Origin of the sequence: Nitrospira sp. SG-bin1, from assembly GCA_002083365.1 — a bacterium.
GTDB lineage: Bacteria > Nitrospirota > Nitrospiria > Nitrospirales > Nitrospiraceae > Nitrospira_D.
The window spans coordinates 20,280-43,554 of sequence record LVWS01000016.1 but is presented as its reverse complement, the minus strand read 5'-3'; the positions used below and the strand labels follow the sequence as shown (position 1 = coordinate 43,554).

The window sequence follows — 23,275 nt, the reverse complement described above, 5'->3', positions numbered from 1 at the left end:
CATGATCGGTCTCACCTCTCTCTTTGACATCGCGAGAAGTGCGCTCTCTACGTCGCAGCAGGCTCTGGCCGTCACCGGAAACAACGTGGCCAACGTCAATACGCCGGGATACTCCAGGCAGGAAGCGGTGCTCACCGAACGCCCGCCGCTGCATGGACAGCCCGGCATGGTGGGGGCAGGGGTGCAGGCGACGGCTATCAGGCGGTATACGGACCAATTCGTCAACCGGCAGCTTACCACCGTAGAGCAGAATCTCGGACGTTTGTCGGTATCGCGGGAGGAGTTGTTTCGGCTGCAGAACCTGTTCGGAGACAGTAGCAACCACGGGATCGCCGCGCGAATGAATGATTTCTTTCGTGGTTTGCAGGATGTGTCCACCAATCCTGGCGAGTTGGCGGCTCGTTCTGTCCTGCTGGCAAACGCCAGACAGCTGGCCTCGAGCATGAACCAGGTGTCTTCGGATCTGGCCGCAGCGCGACAGTCACTGAATTTCCAGGTCCAACAAACCGTGACAGAGATCAACAGCCTCTCGAAGCAAATTGGCGAGCTGAATAACCAGATTGTTACGGCTGAGGTGACGGGCCAGAACGCCAATGATCTGCGGGATCAGCGGGAGTTAGTCTTGAATGAGTTGGCCACACGCATCGATATCACGACCGTGGAGTCGGGCACCGGCGCGCTGACCGTCTTTGCGGCTCGCGGACAGGTGCTGGTGGAGGGATCTACCATTCGGCCGTTGAGCGCCATAGAGGATCCGGACAACGAGGGACTGTTTTCGGTCGGGTATGAGACAGGGGGAACGCGGCCTTTAAGTATCGATACATTGATCTCGAACGGCCGCTTGCGCAGCCTGTTGGATGTTCGCGACACGACTGTGCGGGATTTGGAAGCCTCATTCGACAGGCTGTCGGCCACCATCGCGAACGCCGTGAACATGATCCATCGACAAGGGTATGGACTCGATGGATCGACCGGGCTCGACTTTTTTGGCCCCGCGGCGGTGTCCACGCGGGCCATGACGACCAATCAAGGGGCTGCTGCGATCAATAGCGGTGTGATTACGGCGAATAGCCTCCTAACGTTTCACGACTACGAGATCCGTTTCTCCTCTGCGTCAGCCTACACGATCGTCGATATGACGACCGGCGCCACCGTCCGCGGTAATTATACGGGCACAGCCGTCGCGGCACCCTCTCCGGACAATCCGCTGTCCATCGTCACGGGCATGAACGATACATTGACAGTCACGGTCGATGGCGTGGCATCCGGCACGATCACTATGGGAGGAGCCGCAAGTCCTGGCTTGCCGTACACATCCGGTGCGGCTCTCGCGCAAGAAGTACAGAACAAGATCAATGCCGACACGACCTTGCAGGCGGCCGGGAAAACCGTGGCGGTCACCTATGACACCACGACCAACCGGCTGCTCATCACCTCGAACGATACGACAACTGCATCGGCCGTCACGGTGACCGGCGGCACGGCCCGCGCGTCGCTTGGATTACTCAGCGGCACGAGTACATCGGCGTCCGGCACGTATGCAAGTCCGACGACGCTGACGTTCGATGGTCTCAGCGTGACGTTGACGGGTTCGGCGGCGGCCGGAGATGTGTTTCGAGTCGATTCGTACAGCCACATGGCCCGTGATCTGGAAGTGGTGCTCACAAATCCGGCGTCCATAGCCGCCTCCTCGACTCGAACCGGCGTCCCGGGCAACAATACCAATGTGCTCTCGCTCGTGGCACTCCAGCACCGCCGATTCGCGAGCTTGGACGACGGGACCTTACAGGATGCCTATCGATCGGCTGCGGCGGAACTCGGTGTCGCCGCCAAAATGGCCGACCGCGAAAAAGAGGCGAAGGAAATGTTGAAGGACCAGATCGAGACGTTGCGGGCTCAAGTCTCCGGCGTCTCGATAGACGAGGAACTCGTGAATCTCATCAAGTTTCAACGAGGGTTCGAGGCCGCGTCGCGGCTGGTCCGTATCACAGACGAAATGTTCCAAACGCTGTTGTCGATCAAACCGTAGTGTCGAGGCTTCCATGCGAGTGACGGAGCTTCAAACGTTCGGTGTGCTTACGAACAATCTCGTCCGGGCGAGGGCTCGGGCGCTGGAACTCCAGCAGCAGGTGTCGACCGGAAAGTTGGTGCGTCAGCCGTCCGACGATCCCAGCGCATTCAATCGCATCGCATTGGACAAAGCCTCGCTTGCCGTCATTGAGCAACGGGAAAGGAACATCCTGTTTGGACAGACGAGGTTGGATCTCTCAGACAAGGCGTTGAGCCAAGCGATGACCTCCCTGTCCCGTGTGCAGCAGCTCGCCGTGCAGTTCCGTAACGACACGAACAGTGCAGCGGATCGAATTATCGGGGCCAAGGAAGTACGGCAATTGTTCGCGCAGCTCCAACAAGCGGCCAATACGGAACTGAACAATCATCCGATCTTCACCGGCACGAGCACGCACGGACGGACCACCGGGCTTGCCGTCACGACGCCCATGACGCTGACGAACGGCAGCAATGATACGCTCGTCGTGACGGTCGATGGGACGACATCCGGCACGATTGATTTGACGACCGGAGCGGAATCCTTGACCGGCGAGCAACTGGCGGCGCGCCTCCAAAGCCGCATCAACGCCGACACGGCTTTGACCAATGCCGGAAAGAGTGTGACCGTCTCGTTTGAAGAAGATCGATTGATCATTGCCTCGACCGTGAGCGGCTCGCAATCCACGGTGCGCGTCACCGGAGGTCTGGGCCGCTCCGCGTTGGGATTCGCGGGCGGCAGCGAGACGAACGGTGGTGTGCCGTTCGCGCTGACTGCCACCGTCGCGTCGTCGGTCGGCAACACCGGGGGAGTGCTTGCGGGACAGGGTCGGGTGGCCGACGACAATGCCGCCACCTTGGACGACTATGTGATCAGGTTCACGTCGCCGACCACGTACGATGTCTTGAATGTAACGGCACCCGTGACCACCTCGCGTGGGGCATCCAACGCCGGAGGCGCCGCCGTCATGGACGCCGGTATGGTCAACGCGGCACAGCTGGCACTGCACAACTATCAAATTCTATTCACGTCTCCGACACAGTATTCGGTGGTGGACCAAACCACCAGCACGACGCTGTCGTCCGGCAACACCTACGTGTCGGGTGAGGCGATTACGTTCGTGGGCTTGCGTGTCGTATTGGCGAACGGCCAACAGGGAGGACCGCAAACCGGGGACACCTTCTCGGTCAGTTTGTCGCCCAAGAATGTCCTGACCAACCAGACTTATATATCGGGGGGTGAAATCAGCTTCGACGGCCTCCGGACGACGTTGACCAACGAAACGGGTGCGCCGGCAACCGGCGACCTGTTTTCCGTCGTCTCCGGCCTCCAGTACCAAGGGGACGCGGGAGTTCATGCCATCGAAGTCGGCACAGATCAGACCGTGCCGACCAACGTTGCCGGCAATCGGGCTTTCATCGAAGGCGGAATCGATCTCTTTGCCGAGGTCAAACAATTGGTCAGTGCGCTACGTGGGAATTATCGGCAGGATATCAGCAACAGCCTGGGAGGGCTGAACCAAGGCCTGTCGCAGATTGCCGCCATCCAGGGAGAAGTCGGCGCGACATCCAATCGCTTGACCACGAGCGCGGAACAGCTTAAGGACGCCAAAAGCTTCTTTGTGCGGACACTCTCGGAAACCGAAGACGTCGATCTGGCCAAAGCGATCTCGGACCTTACTCTACAACAATATGCGATCGAAGCGGCGAGCAGGACGTTGACCAAAGTGTTTGAGAATTCGCTGTTGAACTATTTATGAGAACAGTTTTAGCGTCGGCCATTGGCCGCGCTCCTCGGCTGTTCCGTCCAATGAGCCGCACCCGTGCCGCGTAAAGTTTCTCGTCGAGCGGGCCGACAAGAGGTGAGACTCATGCCTATTGCCAAGGATGGCCGGTATGCTGGTACTCAGTCGTCGGTGTGGAGAAAGCGTCACGATCGGTCCGGATATCCGTGTGGTCGTGCTTGGAGTGAAAAGCGGCCAAGTCCGTCTTGGAATCGAAGCGCCACAGACGGTTGCGGTTCATCGCGAAGAAGTCTACGCGAGGATTCAAGAAGAGAACCGGTTGGCGGCCAAGACTCGCGTCGTGCCCATTGACGCATTGCGTCGTTTGATCCCTGCGAAATCTCGGATTGCCTCATGAGGATATCATCGTGAAATGCGCGTCGACTCGGTTTGGATCATTTGAAGTCCATGACGAAAGCATCTTGACGTTTCCTTCCGGCCTGCTCGGCTTCCCTGAGCAGCAGCGGTATGTCATTCTGGACCATGACACCGAAGCCCCCTTTAAGTGGCTCCAATCCGTGGAGGAACCGGCGCTCGCATTCGTGATCCTGGACCCGGCCCTGTTTTATCCGGACTATCATGTCGACGTTCCACCCGATGCGTTGGCTGAAATCAGGGCGGGGGAACGTGAAGACCTCGCGCTGGTTGTAATTTTGACCATTCCGTCCGATGATCCATCCCGGATCACCGCCAATTTACGAGGGCCGCTGGTCATCAGCCATAAGACCAAACTCGGAAAGCAGTTGGTTCTCCGGGAAGATGTTCCGACGCGGCACCCGCTGTTTCCCGCCTTCGGTCCTCCGGCTTCTGAGACGCCGGGGATCGATCTGGCCGCTGAATGTCGGGTTTAGTCACTGGATGATGCCCGAGCCTCCGTCCGGCGACGCCACTTACCATCCCCGGATCAGTGACGGTTCCCTGACTTCCTCTCGTGAACTTTTTATTGTTTGAGTCTCTCTGTCCTCGGGATGATTGCTTTCTCCGAGAAAAAGCGGTAAGCCTCTCCGCTGATCGTGCATGGGTCAGCTGGGTTTTGGGAATAATAAGTTCCAAACCTGTTTTCTATACGCTCCACAATTGCAACGAAAGACGCGTGATGAGCGAACCAACGATTATCTGTCCATCGTGCAAGACCGAGATCAAGCTCACGGAATCTCTGGCCGCGCCGCTGCTTGAATCAACACGCCGCGACTACGAAATGCGTCTGGCTCATAAAGATGCGGAGACGGCGAAGCGGGAAGCGGAGATTCGCTTACGCGAAGAAGCCGTTACGAAAGCCAGAGAACAGCTTGATGAGCAAGTCGCGGAGAAACTTCGATCCGAGCGAAACAGGATTGCGTCCGAGGAGGCCAAGAAAGCGAAGCTGGCCGTACAGAGCGATCTTGACCAGAAGGTCAAGGAACTTGAAGACCTCACCGCATTGATGAAGGAGCGTGAAACAAAGCTTGCCGAGGCACAAAAAACTCAGGCCGATCTGCTCCGCAAGCAGCGGGAACTCGACGATGCCAAGCGCGAACTGGAGTTGACCGTCGAGAAGCGGGTTCAGGAAGGGCTCGCGGTGACGAGAGAACAGGCCAAGAAAGCAGCTGAAGAAGGGCTGAAGCTCAAAGTGCTGGAAAAAGAGCAAACCATCGCCTCGATGCAAAAGCAGATTGAGGAACTGAAACGGAAGGCTGAACAGGGATCCCAACAATTGCAGGGAGAAGTCCAGGAGCTTGAACTGGAAGCGCTCCTACGTGCTAAGTTCCCTCGCGACACAGTCGAGCCGGTTCCCAAAGGAGAGCACGGTGGGGATGTGCTTCAGCGTGTTATTGCACCGAACGGACAGCCCTGTGGGACGATCATCTGGGAATCGAAACGAACTAAAAACTGGAGCGATGGCTGGCTCGCAAAGCTTCGGGAAGATCAGCGGGTTGCCAAGGCGGAGATTGCCGTCATCGTCAGCCAATCCCTCCCAAAAGACGTAGAAACTTTTGATGTTGTCGATGGTGTCTGGGTGACTCATCCCAAGACGGTATCCCCGTTAGCGCATACTCTGCGTCACACGCTCATCGAGGTCGGATGCGCCCGCCAAGCATCCGAGGGACAGCAGACCAAAACGGAAATGATCTACCAATACCTGACAGGCCCACGTTTTCGTCATCGAGTCGAGGCGATCGTCGAAGCCTTTTCCACCATGCAGGAGGACCTCGAGAAAGAGAAGAAGGCCATTACCAAGCAGTGGGCCAAGCGAGAAGAGCAGATCGATCGGGTTATGCAGGCAACGGCGGGGATGTATGGAGATCTCCAAGGGATAGCCGGAAAAACAATTCAAGAAATAGAGGGACTAGAGCTGAAAGCACTGAACGCGCCCACTAGTAATGAATTGAATTCAACTGATTCGTGATGAGCGCTGTAACTCATGGTATGGTTCACTATGGCGGGTATGATGGCATCACCACGGCCTGTTCACCTACTCATCCCTTATGGCGGGATTCCAACGTATACGTTGTTTGGGCGAGTCGTGGATCAGGCGGCTGCCTGGGTAATGGGCTGATATCCGTGCCGGTAGGATTCAAGCACACGGACGAGTCGCGCGACTTCGAGTTCAAGTTGTGCGTAGACCGGTGGGGCGTCGTGGAGTGCGCTGAGCCGGCCCACCGCTTCGAGGCGGCCGGCGGTGAGTGCGACCTCAGACGCGCACAGATTTCCGGCGGTGCCTTTGAAGGTGTGGGCCATGCGCTCGACGGCGATCGCGTCGGCACTGGCCAGTGCAGTTCTGATGTCCGTCAGCATGGTTTGGTGGCGATCCAGAAAGAGACGGACGAGTTGCGCGAACAATTCACTGTCGCTCCCGATGTTCTGGTACATTTTGACGGGATCGAAAATTCCCCGGGTCGGATCGACCGCGTTGAGAACGGATATCTGCTTTCCGAGCCCCGCCGCGTCGGGCGGTGCGGCGACCCACCGTGTCAGGGCACTCCGCAATTCGTCGAGTTTGATCGGTTTGGAGAGGTAATCGTCCATTCCGGCGGCCAAGCAGCGCTCGCGATCACCATGCATCGCATTGGCGGTGACCGCAATAATCGGCATGTGCGGTGCCGATTGTGGAAGTTCGTCTGAGCGGTTCTCGTTTCCACCCGACGAGTCAGGCGATATTGCCGACGCTTCACGTTCTCGAATGCATCGAGTCGTCTCAAATCCATCCATGACGGGCATCTGACAATCCATCAGGATGACGGCGTAGTTTCCCTTGGCAAGTGCGGCCAGCGCTTCTTGCCCGTTTTCGACAACGTCCGGTTGATAGCCCAGTTTTTCGACCATTCGTACGACGAGCTTCTGGTTGACGATGTTGTCTTCGACCACCAGAATGCGCCGATGTTGCACATTTTCCGCGACCATGTGTCGGGTCACGAGTTGAGGCACGACGGAGCCTGCCCGGACGTTCTTCGGCGCGTGGTCTTCGGGCAGGCCGAGCACGGTCCGCAGGCAGTCGCGTAATTCATCATGGCGGACGGGTTTCGGAAGGTACCCCATCGCGCCTGCCTGGCGAGCCTGTTCTGCATGGCCACGCTGGAGTATGGAGGTCATGACAACGAGTCGGATTCCGGATCCAGCCGGGTGACTTTGCAGTTCTCGCGCGAGTTGCAAACCATCCATTCCCGGCATGATGACGTCCAAAATTGCCAGATCGTACGGTTTTCCTTGCTGCTTTGCCTCGGCGATACTGCGCATGGCCGATTCTGCATCCTCTGCGAGGTCATCCGTCATTCCCCAGCCGGATACCAAGTGGTGAAGAATCAAACGGTTTGATTCGTTGTCATCGACGATCAAGATACGCTTTCCGGTGAGGTCTCCGGTCGGGAGAATTGCGCGGGGGGAATCGGCCTGTTTCCGAAGATTCGCGGTGCACCAGAAAGTGCTGCCTTGCCCCTCTGTGCTGCGTACCCCGATTTGCCCTCCCATTAATTCCACGAGTTGCTTGGATATGGAAAGACCGAGGCCGGTCCCACCGTATTTTCTCGTCGTGGAACTATCCGCCTGCACGAAAGGACGGAACAGTTTGGCCTGCGTGTTCGGGTGAATCCCGATGCCGCTGTCCGAAACTTCGAAGCGGATGACGGCCGTGTCGGACTGGTCTTCCTCGAGATAGGCCTGCAGAGTCACCTCGCCCTTGTCGGTAAACTTCACTGCGTTGGCCACCAAATTGGTGAGGATCTGACGGAGGCGGCCCGGATCGCCCTTGAGTGCCGTCGGAACCGCCGCGTGAACAAGTCCGGTCAGTTCCAACCCTTTCGTCTCCGCCCGCTCGGCGAATTGTGCCAACACCTGCTCCACCGTGGTGCGCAAATTGAAGTCGAGGCATTCCAGTTCCAACTTGCCCGCTTCGATCTTGCTGCATTCGAGCACGTCGTTGATCAGCTGCAGCAGCGCTTCCCCGCATTGTCGAATGGTCTCCGCGTAAGACTGTTGTTCAGGCGTCAAGGCGGTCTCCATCAATAGACTGGTCATGCCGATCACGCCGTTCATGGGCGTTCGGAGTTCATGGCTGACAGTCGCCAGAAACGCCGTCTTGACGTGTGCGGATTCCCTCGCTTCCTCGAGCGCTTGGTCGAGACGACGGTTACTTTGGAGGAGTTGGTCCGCCGACTGCTGAAGCGCCTGCTGTGTCTTATGAACGCCGGTCATGTCGGTGGCATAGCCTCGGACCACGCCATGAGTGACGACCGGGCAGAAGGTCCATGAAAAACTGGCTTCAGGAAGCATGACCGTCTCGTCATGCAGCATCTGGCCTGTGGCGAGGCAGCGTTGCACGATGTCCGGAAGGTCACCGGGGGCTACGTTAGGAAATCCTTCGAGACTATATCCGAATCGAGAGAGCAGAGAGATCATGGCTGGATTGGCATATAACAGACTCATATGCCGGTCCAGTTCGATCATGGGCAAGGGACTTTCTTCAGCAATCGCCGCCAATCGATCACGATCCTCCTCCAATTCCAGTTCACGGGACAAGTTTCGAATACTGACGATCAATATGGTTCTTCCCTTGAATGTGCTGGGCGCGCAAGTCCATTCCACTGGAATGGGGTGGGCGGCCTTTCGCAGGAGAAGGTGCTCTGTCGTGGAAGTCGGACGGCGGCTTGTCAGCACCCCATTCAGTCGCGTGGTAACGGCGGCTGGATCGGATTGAGTAAGCTTCGACCACAGAGAGGGAAAAGATCGATCCGTGGAGGAGGGAAAACGCGGTCCCAACAGCTGATGGCCTTCCCGGTTCACGTTCAATATGGTGAGATCCGGGTCGAGGATGACGGTGGCCAGCGGAATAGCTTCAAGTTGGTCGAACTCTGTAGAAGCGGAGCGCAAGGCGGCAGGACGATACCGATGGCGTCTGCGTTTGTGTCCAGGCGATTTCATCATGCGACTTCGGAGAGGGTTTGATCAAGGTGTATACCGATGTTGACTCGTTCTTTCGTCGGATCTAGGACGCGCAGCACGGTTCGCACGGTGTGATCGGGGGATGGTGCCGCCAAGTCCAGCTCGATCGGCCTCGCATAGGAGCCTCCTTGTGGGTCGGTCGTGACCTTTACCAGAGGTTTCAGCCGTTGTTGAGGGTTGACGCCGACCACGACCGCTTGTTCTCCGGTGTTGAGTCTGATGAGGCTTCCGACCGGGTAGACTCCGATGCTCCGAATCATGATCTCCACAAGAGATTTTTCGAAATGTCCTTGTTCTCCAGCCAAGAACAGCTGCCGAACCGCATCATGGGGTATCATTGCCGGACGGGCACCGCGTCGACTGACCATGCCGTCATAAAAATCGACGATGCCGACGATCTGCGCCAAGCGGGAAATCTGATCGTGTCCAAGACGTGCTGGAAACCCGTTTCCATCGGCCCGCTCATGGTGTTCCCTGACGATGCGCAAGACGTCCTCATGCATGTCGGAGTGCTCGGAGAGGAGTGCGACGCCGAGTTTGCAATGTTGTTCGAGCAGGGTCTTATCCTTTCCGCTGCATTCCTCACGCTTGCGAACAAGATTGCGTGGCAGACGGACGTACCCCGCGTCGTGGAGTAGCGCCCCCATGCCGGCCAATTCTTGTGTCGGTTGATCCAGTCCGCTCTCGATGGCTACCACGAGTGACAGAATGCAGGTGTCCAACGCATGAGCCGTCAGGGAACGGTCGAACTGCTTAATTTTTTGGATGGCGACTTGGGTCGCCATCGCGGCGCGGTCACTGAGTACTTGTCCCAGTACGTTTGACACAATGGCTTTGGTCGTCTCGGGAGACGGAGGAATTCCCCGCTCGAGGTCCTTGAAGATGCGTTCAACCGCTTCTTGCGCCTGTGCATAGACCACCGTGACAGAATGATCATCGGATTTCGCCTCAGCCGTACGTCCCGCCTTTGGGTCTGGAGAAGGGGGGTCCGGGTTGGGAAGGGATGAGGCCGAGGCGTGCTGCGTATTCTGTGTGTTCGGTAATGACTCCGATGACGAAGGGACATCCGCCCCTTTGCTGGTATCGATGGTGACCATCTTGATCCCATGCTGCTTCATGAGTTGGATGGTCTGGAGGTCCTTGATGAGTCGTTTGTGAGAGAAAAATGGGGTTCGATACCAGGGGACATCCATTTCGGTGATGAACATGCCGGGGGTTAATCGCTCGATAGGGATACGTTTTATCGCCATAGGCCTTGGGCTCCAAGTCAGAAGGGTCTCCGGTCGGACTTGCCGACGGTAGAGAGATCCCTGGGTGTTATCGGCGAAGCCGGCGTCAAACTTGATCGTTACCAGTGAATCGTGACGTGTTGAGATCGGTTCCGTCCCGACTGCTTTCATCGTGCTGTTCAGCCTCAAGTCTATCGGTGACATTCCGATAGGGATCATCAGAGTCGGTTAAGGTCGGATGATTATCGGGGAACGACGGGTATGAACGATATTGTCGTGTCTGTTCCTCCCGCGGAATCGTTTTTATCGGTCGGGCTTCCTCTGAAACTATCCCTTCTGCTTGAACAACAGAAGGTCATGTACGGCACGACACTTCTCGGCTGGAAGGATCACGCCTGGATCGTTTGCGAATGGCCGCTTCAGCTCGGTCATGATCAACTGATCACGGGAGGCACTCCTTGCACCGTCAGTTATCTTCATGATGGCAAGTTGGTCGGGTATCGGAGTGAAATCCGTGATTTCATGACCTCACCGGTGCCGTTGCTGTTCGTCGCCTATCCGAAGGCCGTGGAGGAAATGCATTTGCGGAAACATCTTCGTGTGCCAACCAACGAACCGATTCTATTGATGCGGGCTGATCATGAGAGCGCTTCCGACTCCGTGCTCCCTACAAGCAACTATTTCGGCGGTTTGTTGAAGGACCTCAGCGGGGGAGGATGCAGCGTGGCATTGGTTCGAAGACCTGCATGGCTTTGTCCGGGCGCCACGGTTCGCCTGGAGTTCGAATTGCCGGGACTGGGACATATCACCAATCTGACTGGGATGGTGAAGAACGCCGACACGCGCGATGGCAGTGAGATGATCGGCCTCGAGTTTCGATTCAACGAGCTGGAGTACATCGAGTATCGCGGGTGGGGCGGATCCGTGCGGCAGGCGGTCGAGCAATGTGTTTTTCAGCGATCCCAGGGGAATGAGCTGCTCGGAGCCGGGTAAATCATCACTGTTCATACATCTTCCGAACCGGTCAAAGGTTTCCTCGTGCCACCCAATCATGACCGGCAGAATTTGCCGGGCCAGCACTCACGACCTGTAGTCAGTACGCATTCTCACTGAAATGTGCCAGTCTCACGGTTGATCGTGGATGGCACAGATCTTGATGATTCCCTCACATCCATGACACCGACAGTGGGTATCACTGATTGGACTGTTGTCCTGTACCGTTGGGACGGAATGGCACAGGAATCATCTACGGGTCGATGCGATACCGTGTGACATGTTTTTGATGACATGAGGTGCAGGATGAAGGTGTTATTGATACCGCCGACATACCGCTATACGACCCAGTATCCCTCCTTCTTGGCGCCATGCGATTTCGCGAGTGGATTTGCGTATATCGCTGCGACCTTGAAGGCCGCTGGTCTTCAGGTGTTCGGGTGTAACCCCAACAATGCACCGGGGTATCCGTCGGCCATGGATATGATCCACAAGAAGATCGCGCAAGCCATTGCCGATGCGAAGCCGGATTTGATCGGAATCGGGGGTCTTTGCACCGACTTCAAGTTTCTGCACGATGCCTTGCACATCATCCGCCATTATGCTCCGTCCACGCCGGTGGTCATGGGCGGATCGATCATCACGTACGACCAGGAGTTTATTCATTCAACGCTCAAACCGGATTACTCTCTTGCTGGTGAAGCCGACGACACAATCGTGATGCTGGCAGACGCACTTGAAGGAAAAGGAGATCTCAACGCCGTTCCAAATCTTTGCTACCAGAAAGAAGGTCATTTGGTACTCACAGAAAAGAATCTTAAATTTGGACGGGATCTGAATGAGCAACCTTTCCCTGATTATTCAATGTTCGACGTCGAAGGGATGTTGGAGGCTTCATTGGCGTCCCGTCCCTTGTATAGGTTTTATCGCAAGGATCCTCGAATCATGCCGATCGTATCCGCACGGGAGTGCCCGTTCGCCTGCACGTTTTGTTTGCATGGGCATGGGGGACGGGCGAAGTACCGGGCCCGCACGACAGAGAACGTCATGGAGGAGATCAAGCAGCTCTATGACCGCTATCACTTCAATATCCTCATCGTCCTCGATGAATTGTTTGCTGTGAACAAGCAGAAGCTGGATGAATTCTGCCGCTCGCTGATCGAATATCGAGAACGATATGGATGGGACTTCAATTGGATGTTCCAAACGCATGCCAATGCCAGGCTCAATCTCGACAGTCTCAAGCTGGCCAAGCAGGCGGGGTGTTCCTACTTCAGTTACGGCATGGAAAGCGCCAGCAAGCGCGTACTGAAAAGTATGAAAAAAGGCACACAGCCCGAGCAGTATGCCGAGGCCATCGCCTTGGCAGACCAAGCCGAAATCGGATTCGGAGGCAATTTCATCTTTGGCGATCCGGCCGAAACTCCTGAGACGATATCCGAGACCCTGACGTTCTATCGGACTTATTGCGCAGACATCCACTGTTTCATGAGCAGCATTCAACCCTACCCAGGCAGCGGTCTGTACGGTGTCTGCCAAGAGATGGGTCTGATGCCGGACAAATTGAAGTTCTACCAAACGATCGACCAAGTTCCGTTTAACATGACCCAGATACCCGACGCGCAATGGATTGGATATTTGCGGGCGATCATCGCATTCGATGCGCTGCCGTTCTGCCAGACGGTGGACGTGGCTCGTGTCGTGCACCGGGCTATTCACAATCGTATGACGATGAATAGCAGTCGCCAGTTTTGGGAGCTCTTTGCCGAATGCCCCCATTGCAAACGGAGCTTCTCATACGTCGAATTGACGGAGCCCGAGCACGTTCGCAGGCACGGCCTTCAAGTCGTGACGGGCTGCGAACATTGCTGCAAGCGTGTCCGACTCAATCTGCCGATTGCAAAGGACGGGGAACTGCTGTTGCCGCTTGAGGCGGAGACTCCCGACAAGGAGGAATGTCCTTTCGGCCAGACTGTTGAGGCAACAGGAGGCGGCGAGAATAGGGATCCATGCGAACGGACGCCGGAAGAGGTGCGCACATTCTTAGACCGCCTGGTCACCATGTGTGAACAACGATCATATCATGCCGCCGTGACGTACTATGACGTCAACCGAGGACAATTCAAGTTTCATCCAGCCTTGATCGAGTTTGACCGGTTGGTCGACAACCTACGAAAAAAGCTTGCGGCGTGATGCAAAGAAACCAGCCGGCGGACAACGGGATCGTATGGGAAATCCGAAAGTCTTATTAGTACAACTGGAATTCGGGAGATGGGCCCAGGCAAAAGCATGGTCCTATCTCGGGAGTTTCGCCGTTGAAGAGGGTCTGCGGGCCAATGGATGTGCGTGTGTGGTACTCCCGGCGATCAGCGATACCCCGGACGGGGCGTCGTTGCCATGGGTGCATCATGCGAAAGGCCTGCTTGCCGGCCAACGGTTTGATCAGGTCTGGGTGTGGCTGGTTCACAACCGCTACTCAGATGCGTTTTGGGAGTGGGTGGGCGCTCTGGCGCCGGTACGGGTCGGCCTCATTATGGAATCCCTTCGGTACTCTGAAGAGGACTGTCGGCGATGGCCGCATTTGCGAGAACGCCGTGAGTTTGTCGAACGACAAGTGCGGCATTGTACCCATGTCTTGGCTGCGGATGAGAGCGATGCGGACATCTTCAATCAAGGCGGTCGGGTTCATGCGCTATTCTGGCCTTCGGCGGTGCCGTCGCGCTTCATCACAGCATCCATCGATCGACCCGCACGTTCCGAAGCCGCATTCTATGGGGAGGTCTATGGAGAGCGGAATGCCTGGTTGACCGATCCTGACCTGAAAGCTTTGCTGATCCATCCACCTTCCCCGGAAACTGAGACCGACTATCCCCGCCTGTTCGATACGCTCCATCAACAGATGCATGAACGGATGCGGTCCGGATGGCGGCCCGATCTCGCCACGCTCACAGAGTACGTGGGCCTGTGGCGTCGTTTGAGAGAAGCCGTCTTCACCAATTGGTTGGCAAGCCTGAAGACCTGGAGTGCCATCGTCAATCTTCCCAGCTTGTTTCAATCCTATGCCGGGCGTGTCGTGGAGGCCATGGCCGCCGGTCGGCCTGTCGTCTCATGGAAGATTCCGGATCGGCCTCGTACGCAGGCGTTGTTTAAGGAAGGGCAAGAAATTCTTTTGTATCCCAGGGATCGACCGGCAGTCCTGAAGGAACATGTCCAGCGTATAGGTCACGACATCGACTACGCCAGGAACCTTGCCGAAGCCGCCCGCACGGAGCTGTTGCGGTCGCATACGGCTGAACATCGAGCTCGGCAGTGGTTGGAGTGGATCGAAACAGAACAACCGCTCGGGGTTTGTCATGACACAGCGGAGACAGCCGTACTGGATACACGCCCGTCTCCACCGTTGGTCCAACCCACTACCGACATATCCGATCATGAAATCCGCGCCGCCACCACGGTCTTTGTGCTCACGGTCGACGATCCGGTCTTTCCGGCCTGCAAGGCGGCGTTGGATGCACAGCAGGGTACGACGTTCAAAGTGGAAATGATCCGAAACGTCAGCCCCTTCAGCGCAGCGGCTCAACGAATGATCGCAGATTGCCGGACCGAATACTTCATCCAGGTCGACGAGGACATGATTCTGCAGCCGGACGCCGTGGCCTCGATGGAGGGGGTCATGACGGCGGCGCCGGACAACGTCGGCATGATCTGTTTCCACTTGTTTGACGATGATCGCGGTTTGCCGATTCAAGGAGTCAAGATCTATCGGACGTCGCTTATGAAGACACTCGTGTTTCACGACGTCAAGGCCAGCGAGATGGATCTCTTGGAACAGATGGGACGTCGCGGCATCCACTGGATCCTCCACCCGGACGTCAAAGGTCGCCATGGCACGTCCTACACGGTTGACAGCATCTACCGGCGGTACAAGACGATGTATGAGAAAGATATCCGGCAATGGAATGTCTTGACATCCGACATTCGTCGCAAGGCGGACGCCTATCGCCAGACCGGCGATCCGCTCCAGCTCTTCGCGTTGTTGGGCGCCGTGCACGGGATCATCAACGCGCCGCTGGCAGCCGATCGTGAGAAGGATGCCCGAGCCTATCATCTTCATGAGATCGATGTGTTCAGGCGGTTGTTTTTGACTGATCCGCCGTTGACGCAATCGTATGGCGTGGCACGCAAGGCGCCACTCGCCCACGGGCCGATTCCGCTGGAACGGGTGAAGTGGAAGGAACAGTGTGCTCGGAAGCTGGCGCCAGCCGTGTCGGACTATCCATCGAAGCGGGAGGACGAAGCGCGAATCAAATCAGCCCTGATTGTGACGCCGCATTTTTGGCCGGCGGTTGGAGGTGTGGAGCGCGTCGCCGAAGAGCTTGGAGTCGGACTGTTAAGTCGTGAGTACCGTGTCGATATTGCCACGTATCCGAATCCCAATCGTCGCGTCACGACCCACAGGGGACTTTCGATCATTACCCTGTCTTCCCATGATCGCCAAGAAGGAACGATTCATGTCTGTGCGATGGAAGTGGAGCGGCTTATCAGCTCCGGCAAATACGACGCCTGTGTGATGTTGGGCGCACCGGTCAATGGGCTGTTCTATGGAGCAATGACAGGATTGTTGCCGAATAAGACCCGATTGATCTTTCAGCCGACGTTGAACAAAGAAATCCTCGATCTGTTGCCCACCATCAACCACGGCAAAGACCTGGTGGTCCAACTCGCGGCTCGTGCCCATCACATCGTGGTGTTGTCGGAACAGGGTTGCGATGCCTCCTTCTTCGGTCAGTATGGCCTCAAGACCACGTATTTGCCAAACGGTATTTCAGCCCAATCATCCGGCGACGAGTTCCGCAAAGAATACGGAATTTCATCGGACACATTTCTTATCCTCCATATTGCAAACCTCTACCCGGTCAAAAATCACTTGGGCCTACTTGACGCATTTGCCTCTGTTCCGCAAGGCGCGAAACTCGTCGTCGTCGGTTACCCCACTGATGATGTGCGGTATGTCGAACGCGTGCGGCAGGCGTTGGCAGGGCGGCCGGAGGTCCTCTATATCGCGGGGCTTCCTTCCCAGGGCATCGCGGCGGCCATGCAGGCGGCGAATGTGCTGGTGGTGCCTTCGCATGCTGAAGCCTCTCCCTTATGCATCCTTGAAGCGATGAGTCACCGGTTACCGTGGATGGCGACACCCGCATGCGACGCCGCGCATGAACATGCCGGTGGTGTGGTGCTTCCTGTAACTGATTTCAGACGGGCGGTAACGCTGCTGATGCAGGAGCCGGCCTTGTGCCGAGCTTTCGGGGAAACCGGCTACAAGCACTGGGAAGCCTGTCGTCAGTGGTCGTTTGTGTTGGAGGGCTGGATCGACTTGATAGAGAGAGGATGCCTGACTCGATCCTATACCATGCCGGCCGATGTAGTGGAACGTACGATCGCCCAACGACAGGCGTTTGTGATCCGATTGGCGCAAGTGAAGCCCGAGTTTGAGAAGGCGACAATGGCGGGAAGAGGGCCGTCGACCAGCGATATGAGGAAAGGAATCAATGGAGGAGGCATGAACCAGGATGCATTCTATGTCAATCTGTTCGTCAACGCTCCAGCGTGGTCGACCCCTCATCCGAACGCGGATGAAGCGAGCCGATGGAGCAAAATTTCGGCGTTCTTGGAGTCCATCCTCCGCCGTGCACGGCAGCTGGAGCCGAACAAGCAGCTCAGAATGTTGGATGTCGGTTGCGGGCGCGGATGGCTCACCAATCTTGCCGCAGGGTACGGCACCTGCGAAGGCATTGAGCCTGTCAGTGGAGTCGTCGACTGGGGGCGCAAGCTGTTTCCGCACCTCAGGCTTGAGGTAGGGACGGCGGAGGATGTCTTCAAGCGACCCGATTTCGCCCCGTACGATGTCGTGCTTAGTTCAGAAGTCATCGAGCACGTCCCCCACGGCCAAAAAGAAACATTTTTGGCACAACTAGCCCGACTGCTCAAGCCCGACGGTTACCTCATTCTTACGACACCGCGCGGTGAAGCGTGGGAACAGTGGAAGACGATCGCGCCGCCCAATCAGCCGGTGGAAGATTGGGTGACCGAAGACCAGCTGCGAGTCCTGTTCGCCTCGCAGGGATTCTCGGAAGTAGGTCTCGAACGTATCTACGTCCAACCGTCAAGTCTCAGAAATATCCCCGCGCCGACGCCTGCGGACCTGCGTTCCATGAATTTGCTTCCCATCTATCAGGTGTGGGCCTGCCAGCGGACGACCAATCCGGCCCCGATTCCCATTACGCGGGCACCCAAAGTGTCCGTCATCGTTCCGACGTACAACCGTCCCGATCGCCTTCAAACGGCGCTGGAGAGCCTGGCCGCGCAGACATATCAAGATTTCGAGGTCATCGTCGTCAACGACGCGGGTTGCGAGGTGGAATCCGTCATCGATGCCCGCGCCGATCGGCATCGCATCATGACGATCCGTCACGATCGGAATCGTGGATTGGCGGCGGCACGCAACAGCGGACTGCGCCTGGCGAAGGGTGCGTACATTGCCTATCTCGACGATGACGATCGCTACCTCCCAAGCCATCTGGAAACGCTGGTCGGCTATTTGGATCGCCACGAATGCCGCGTCGCGTACACGGATGCCTGGCGCGTGCATGAACGAAAAGTCAACGGCGTCTATGTTGAAACCGCGCGCGACGTGCCGTATTCGAGCGAGTTCAGTCCGGCCGACCTGCTCATCAGCAACTATTTCCCTGTGCTATGTGTCATGCATGCGCGGCAATGCTTGGACGATGTGGGGTGTTTCGATGAATCGCTTTTCGCCCATGAAGATTGGGATCTCTGGATCAGGATGGCCACACGGTTTCCGTTCAAGCATCTGGCTGTGCTGACGGCCGAGTTCACCTGGCGAAACGACGGCACCTCCATGACCAGTGGGACCATAGATACCTATCGCCGGACGACCGAGATTATCTATCGCAAGTACGCTCCCTACGCCGAACGCAACGCCACGATACGTGAGGCTCAGCAGCGGCATCTCCAAAGATTCAGGGTCGACGCCTCGGCAAAGTCCTACGTCTGTTCGATCATCATCCCCGTGTGCAACCGTCTGGAATTGACCAGAGATTGCCTGACTGCGTTGTCGCAGATCGGGAACCAGCCTGAATATGAAGTGATCATCGTCGACAACGGATCCACGGACGGAACCCAGGAGTTTCTCGCAGAGCTCAAGGGTGACGTTCAAATCATCAGAAATGAGGAAAATGTCGGGTTTGCCAAGGCTTGCAACCGAGGGGCGCGTGTGGCTCGGGGTCAGTATCTCGTGTTTCTCAACAATGACACGATCCCACAGTCTGGCTGGCTGTCCTCGTTGGTGTCCGAAGTTGACGCCCATCAGGAGGTGGGCATTGTCGGCAGCAAGCTCTTGTATCCCAATGGCACCATTCAACATGCCGGTGTCGTTCGAGACCTGGAACATCGCTTGCCATACCATATCTACAAGAATCTTCCAGCAGACCATCCGGCCGTGAATCAACGTCGGGAATTCCAGATCGTCACAGCGGCCTGCTTGTTGATCAGGCGAGCCCTATTCGAGGAGGTAGAAGGGTTCGACGAAGGCTATATGAATGGATTCGAAGATGCGGACCTTTGCCTAAAAGTGCGTGAACGGGGCTATGCGGTCGTCTATCAACCCCGCAGCGTCGTCGTTCATCTCGAAAGCCAGACTTCCGGACGGAAGCTCCACGACGATCAGAACGCAACTCGCTTTTTGGACCGATGGGGATCGCAATGGTGGGCGGTCGACGAAGATCGGCATTTCTATGTGGATGGTTACAAACTCCAACGTATCCTACGCAACGACCAACTGGGCGGCGATATTGTGTTGATCGAGGATGTGAAGGACGGCGCTTCCTGGGCGCATGTGGCGGCCGTGCAAAGCGCGGCGTTGAAGAAGGATTGGGACGCGGTTAAACGTGAACTAGGGTTCGTTGAGAACTGGCCATCCGACCAGTATGTGCTGTCTTGGGGGGCGATGGTGGCTGAGCGGCTGCAAGAGTCGGATAGCCGTGCAAAGTTCCTCTCACGCTACGTGACCTTGGTGGATGCACCGACCGAACGGCTCGCATTGATTAGGACCCTGCTTGAACAGAAGCGCCTGGCGGACGCGGATGAACACCTGCGGATCCTACTCGCGGCTTCTCCGGATCATGAAGAGGCATTGTTGATGAAAGGCATCCTCTGCATGCAGCGGGAGCAATATGAGCAAGCGGAGGGTGCCTTTGGCTCCGCGTTGCAGGAGGGAGCCGATCGCAAGAAATGCCTTATGGGAATGGGAATGGCTGCAATGGGTCGGGCCTACACGCAGGGTGCGTGGGAGCGGTTTCTGCAAGTGTTGGAGGAGAATCCGGACGATGCCGAGGCTGCCCATTGGCTCTTACGGGCGGGTACCGCACAGAACCGTTGGGATGAGTTGAGTCGGCATTTACGAGAATATCTGTTGCGCAACCCAGGCGATTTGGCGATCCGCTTTGCGTTGGGCGGTGTGCTGGTGCGAGGAGAACAGATGGAGGCGGCGCGCCAGGAATACGAGACGCTGCGCGCGCTCGCACCGACCTTTGACGGCTTGAGCGAACTCGGGCAGGCGATTTCGGCGAAACAAGCGGTGTCTGTGATGGAAACCGCGCATCCTTGAGACGACTCGGCCTGCCGTTCACGGGCAGTCTCTCGAAGAGCGCACTGAAGGCGTTCTCCACTGGATCAGGACGAATAGAGGTACGAAGAAATGCCGCGCGCACTGGTCGTCCAACTGGCCCGGTTAGGAGACCTCCTGCAAACGCTTCCGGCGATCATCGGGCTTCGCACCCGGTATCCCCAGACCCAATTCGACCTGCTTTGTCCGTCGCATCTGTCCGAGGCGGGGCATCTGCTGCCGGGTGTCGGCAAAGTCCTCGAGTGGGATGGAGCGGGTTGGCAACGCCGCGCGATGGCGGCCTGCCGGAACTTGCGGGCTGAACACCTCGCCGAGGCCGAAACCGCGCTGATGGCGTTGGCACCCGATCGGTACGATTGCGCCTATGTTCTCAACCAGCATCGTCGTGCGCTGGTGGCCGGCTCTCTCCTTGCACAAGAGGTGAAGGGGCCGGTTCTGCAGGGACCGCTCGGCGAGAGGCTGACACCGTGGGCAGCCTATCTCCGCAATGTGGCACAACAACGAGTGGGACAGCGCGTGCATCTCGCGGATGCGTTCTGTGGGCTCTGTGGAGTCTCTCCGCCGGGACAGGTCGTTGCGCTTGATGCGCCGGCCGTCCGCTTGCCGGGTGATTTGGAACCGATCGGAAAACAGGGTGCGCCGTGGATTGCCGTCATCGTAGGCGCGGGAGAGAGCGAACGATTCGTGCCGACGGAAGTCTGGAGACGATGGATCACCACGTTTCTTTCGTCTGCGCCGCAAGGCCGTGTCGTGCTTGTCGGAACAGAACGAGAACGAGCCGCAGAGATTCAAGCGCCGTTATCTCCATCAACTCTGGGCCGAATTTGGGACACGACCGGTCGCACGTCGCTGACGCAACTTGCGGCGATTCTCGCTCGCTGCCACCGAGTCGTCGGTTCGGATACCGGCGCCTTGCATCTCGCTGCGGCGCTCGGCAGGCCGGTAATCGGGTGGTATTTCGCACGAGCACGTCTCCATGAAACGGGACCGTACGGCCTTCATCATATCGTCTGGCAAGCTGAAGAAGTGACACGTGAGCATGACGAACCGCGAGCCGGTTCCTCGCTTGTTTCCGGTTGTCCGTCACCGTCGCATTGGCCGGTTGACGAGACCGTCTCGGCGGTTTTGGACCAGGGGTGTCAGGCATCGCCCGGCTGGAATGTATGGACCAGCCACTGCGATGGATGGGGTGCCTATTATACGCCGGTCGGCCAAGCTGCCATTCCGCCACGCGAACGGGAGGCGCTCTGGCATGAACTGGTGCCGGTCCTCTCATGAACTATTTGACACAAAATCTCGAAGGTCTTCGGATTCGGTATCCAGCGTTGATCCAGACCGTGCAGGACCATCCTGGTGGATTGCTAACGATCGTACCCTCCCGAGAAGGGAGTCCGTCGGCTACCTATGGAGGACAATGGGTTCACAGCGGATATGATCCACGTAAGGAAGCCCACGCTTGGGCTGAAGGCCAACTGCTCCAATGGAAAGCGGGCGAACTGGGTGTCGTACTCGGTGTGGGTTTGCTCTATCACGTCGAAGCCTTGGTCGTCATGAAGCCGCCGGGGGTGCGGCTGGCGGTTGTCATACCCGATACGGCGGAGTTCAAAGATGCGGTGTCAATCAGACCGATGGAGACCTGGATCAACAAGGTCGAATGGATATGGGGAGCGCCCGTCGTCATGGCGGAGCAGTTGGGCGCAACGTCTGCACCGATCCGTTTCATGACGTATGGGCCGGCCGCCCGTCTCCACGTCGATGCCCACCGCGACTTGGAAAGAGAGCTCAGCCGAATCGTTGCGGTCAAGCTAGGTGGACGACTGCATGTGGCCGTCGTCGGACCCATCTATGGAGGGTCACTCCCGATCGCGCGCCACACGGTCACGGCACTCGAATCGCTGGGCCATCGGGTCAGCTGGTTGGATCAGAGTCCGTATCAGGCCAGTTATGAGCTATTGGGCTCCTACCGAGAGACGCGACATCGCCTCACCATGCAAAGCCGGTTTGCCGATCTGTTGAGCTTGGGAGTGGTGACGCATCTTGCCGAAGATCCGCCGGATCTCATATTGGCGCTTGCCCAGGCGCCGCTGAATCTTGCGGTACTCGAACATCTACGGAAAAAGAAATTTCTCACGGCGATGTGGTTCGTGGAAAACTTCCGACATCTGACCTACTGGCAGCAATTGGCGGGCGGATATGACTATTGGTTCGTCATCCAGCAAGCCTCATGTGTCGCGGCGCTCAGGCGAGCCGGCGCCCGCCAGGTCAACTATCTGCCGATGGCCGCAGATCCTTCCTTGCATCGGCCCCTGACACTCAGCGAGGCAGACCAGGCCGAGTATGGCGCGGATGTGTCGTTTGTCGGAGCCGGCTACGCCAATCGACGCACGGTGCTTCCTCAATGGCTCTCGAGGGGCTGGTCGTTCAAACTCTGGGGCAATGAATGGAAAGGTGCGGAAGATCTCACCTCGGTGCTCCAGCGTGGCGGCGCCCGCATCGACACGGAAACCTGCATCAAAGTATTCAACGCCACGTCCGTCAATCTGAATCTTCATTCCTGTGCCGGTGCGGGGCTCGATCCGGAGGCGGACTTTGTCAATCCTCGGACGTTCGAATTGGCGGCATGTGGTGCGTTTCAACTGGTCGACGAGCGGTCTCTCTTCCCCGATCTTTTTGCCGCTGAGGAGATGGTCCGGTTCAACAAGGTGACCGAAGTGCCGGCACTTATTCGTACCTGGCTGGCCGATGCCGCCGGCCGGCGCGCGGTCGCCGAGGCGGCGCGCCGCCGCGTGTTGGCGCACCATACGTACCGACATCGTATGAGGGAGTTCTTAACCGTGATCGGCATGCACCAGCCGGATCGGATAGGAGCCATGGTGCGAGGCGATCGTGATGCAGGGACTCTGGCGCAGCGCGCCGACTCACCCCCCGAGCTTACGACGCTCCTCAGGCAGTTTCCACCGGACCAACGGGTGGAGCTCAAGGAGATCGCAGCCCAAATTCAGGTAAAAGGTGCAGGTCGGGAGCTGGCGCGGGAAGAGCTGCTCGTTCTGATGCTGGATAGTTATCGGATGGAGACGAGGGATCTGGTGTAGGCATGGATCGTT

Annotated in this window: 12 protein-coding genes; 10 read left to right on the top strand and 2 right to left on the bottom strand. The window is 57.4% G+C overall.

The genetic code is table 11. The annotated features are described in order from the left end of the window. Position 1 precedes the first annotated feature (1 nt). The 5 genes from A4E19_16185 (at position 2) to A4E19_16165 (ending at position 6,216) form a co-directional block, all read left to right on the top strand. A complete protein-coding gene (locus A4E19_16185; GenBank protein ID OQW35787.1) occupies positions 2–2,029 on the top strand; it encodes a hypothetical protein in 2,028 nt (675 codons plus the stop codon). A 13-nt stretch (positions 2,030–2,042) separates the two neighbouring features. Continuing rightward, positions 2,043–3,806 (top strand): hypothetical protein, encoded by a 1,764-nt coding sequence (locus tag A4E19_16180; GenBank protein OQW35786.1) that lies wholly within the window; start codon positions 2,043–2,045, stop codon positions 3,804–3,806. A gap of 136 nt (positions 3,807–3,942) precedes the next feature. After that, complete coding sequence (locus A4E19_16175; protein OQW35785.1) at positions 3,943–4,188, top strand: carbon storage regulator; 246 nt, start codon at positions 3,943–3,945, stop codon at positions 4,186–4,188. Between the two features lie 10 nt (positions 4,189–4,198). Then, positions 4,199–4,681 (top strand): hypothetical protein, encoded by a 483-nt coding sequence (locus A4E19_16170; GenBank protein OQW35784.1) that lies wholly within the window; start codon positions 4,199–4,201, stop codon positions 4,679–4,681. Positions 4,682–4,926: 245 nt separating this feature from the next. Next, positions 4,927–6,216 carry a hypothetical protein gene (locus A4E19_16165; protein OQW35783.1) on the top strand — a complete coding sequence of 430 codons (1,290 nt, stop codon included), beginning with the start codon at positions 4,927–4,929 and terminating at the stop codon, positions 6,214–6,216. A gap of 122 nt (positions 6,217–6,338) precedes the next feature. Here the strand turns inward: A4E19_16165 and A4E19_16160 are convergent, their stop codons facing one another. Both A4E19_16160 and A4E19_16155 read right to left on the bottom strand, forming a co-directional pair. Continuing rightward, complete coding sequence (locus A4E19_16160) at positions 6,339–9,227, bottom strand: hypothetical protein (protein OQW35782.1); 2,889 nt, start codon at positions 9,225–9,227, stop codon at positions 6,339–6,341. Next, a complete protein-coding gene (locus A4E19_16155; protein ID OQW35781.1) occupies positions 9,224–10,678 on the bottom strand; it encodes a hypothetical protein in 1,455 nt (484 codons plus the stop codon). The genes A4E19_16160 and A4E19_16155 overlap by 4 nt, the downstream gene beginning before the upstream one ends. A 57-nt stretch (positions 10,679–10,735) precedes the next feature. On the opposite strand from A4E19_16155, the gene A4E19_16150 reads away from it, so the two are divergent. From A4E19_16150 to A4E19_16130, 5 genes are all read left to right on the top strand, one after another. Next, positions 10,736–11,467: a hypothetical protein gene (locus A4E19_16150; protein ID OQW35780.1), complete on the top strand. Its 732-nt coding sequence runs from the start codon at positions 10,736–10,738 to the stop codon at positions 11,465–11,467. 306 nt (positions 11,468–11,773) lie between these two features. After that, positions 11,774–13,660: a hypothetical protein gene (locus A4E19_16145; protein OQW35779.1), complete on the top strand. Its 1,887-nt coding sequence runs from the start codon at positions 11,774–11,776 to the stop codon at positions 13,658–13,660. Positions 13,661–13,694: 34 nt separating this feature from the next. Then, on the top strand, positions 13,695–20,153 hold the full coding sequence (locus A4E19_16140) for a hypothetical protein (GenBank protein OQW35778.1): 6,459 nt from the start codon (positions 13,695–13,697) through the stop codon (positions 20,151–20,153). Positions 20,154–20,243: 90 nt separating this feature from the next. After that, positions 20,244–21,449 carry a hypothetical protein gene (locus A4E19_16135; protein OQW35777.1) on the top strand — a complete coding sequence of 402 codons (1,206 nt, stop codon included), beginning with the start codon at positions 20,244–20,246 and terminating at the stop codon, positions 21,447–21,449. Then, positions 21,446–23,263, top strand: a complete 1,818-nt coding sequence (locus tag A4E19_16130) for a hypothetical protein (protein OQW35776.1) — start codon at positions 21,446–21,448, stop codon at positions 23,261–23,263. Before A4E19_16135 ends, A4E19_16130 begins: the two co-directional genes overlap by 4 nt. The last annotated feature ends 12 nt before the right edge of the window (positions 23,264–23,275 follow it).

Coding starts and splice junctions, on each gene's coding strand:
- A4E19_16175 (OQW35785.1), top strand. CDS start 3,943: ATGCTGGTACTCAGTCGTCGGTGTGGAGAAAGCGTCACGATCGGTCCG.
- A4E19_16145 (OQW35779.1), top strand. CDS start 11,774: ATGAAGGTGTTATTGATACCGCCGACATACCGCTATACGACCCAGTAT.
- A4E19_16160 (OQW35782.1), bottom strand. CDS start 9,227: ATGATGAAATCGCCTGGACACAAACGCAGACGCCATCGGTATCGTCCT.
- A4E19_16140 (OQW35778.1), top strand. CDS start 13,695: ATGGGAAATCCGAAAGTCTTATTAGTACAACTGGAATTCGGGAGATGG.
- A4E19_16135 (OQW35777.1), top strand. CDS start 20,244: ATGCCGCGCGCACTGGTCGTCCAACTGGCCCGGTTAGGAGACCTCCTG.
- A4E19_16180 (OQW35786.1), top strand. CDS start 2,043: ATGCGAGTGACGGAGCTTCAAACGTTCGGTGTGCTTACGAACAATCTC.
- A4E19_16130 (OQW35776.1), top strand. CDS start 21,446: ATGAACTATTTGACACAAAATCTCGAAGGTCTTCGGATTCGGTATCCA.
- A4E19_16165 (OQW35783.1), top strand. CDS start 4,927: ATGAGCGAACCAACGATTATCTGTCCATCGTGCAAGACCGAGATCAAG.
- A4E19_16155 (OQW35781.1), bottom strand. CDS start 10,678: ATGTCACCGATAGACTTGAGGCTGAACAGCACGATGAAAGCAGTCGGG.
- A4E19_16185 (OQW35787.1), top strand. CDS start 2: ATGATCGGTCTCACCTCTCTCTTTGACATCGCGAGAAGTGCGCTCTCT.
- A4E19_16150 (OQW35780.1), top strand. CDS start 10,736: ATGAACGATATTGTCGTGTCTGTTCCTCCCGCGGAATCGTTTTTATCG.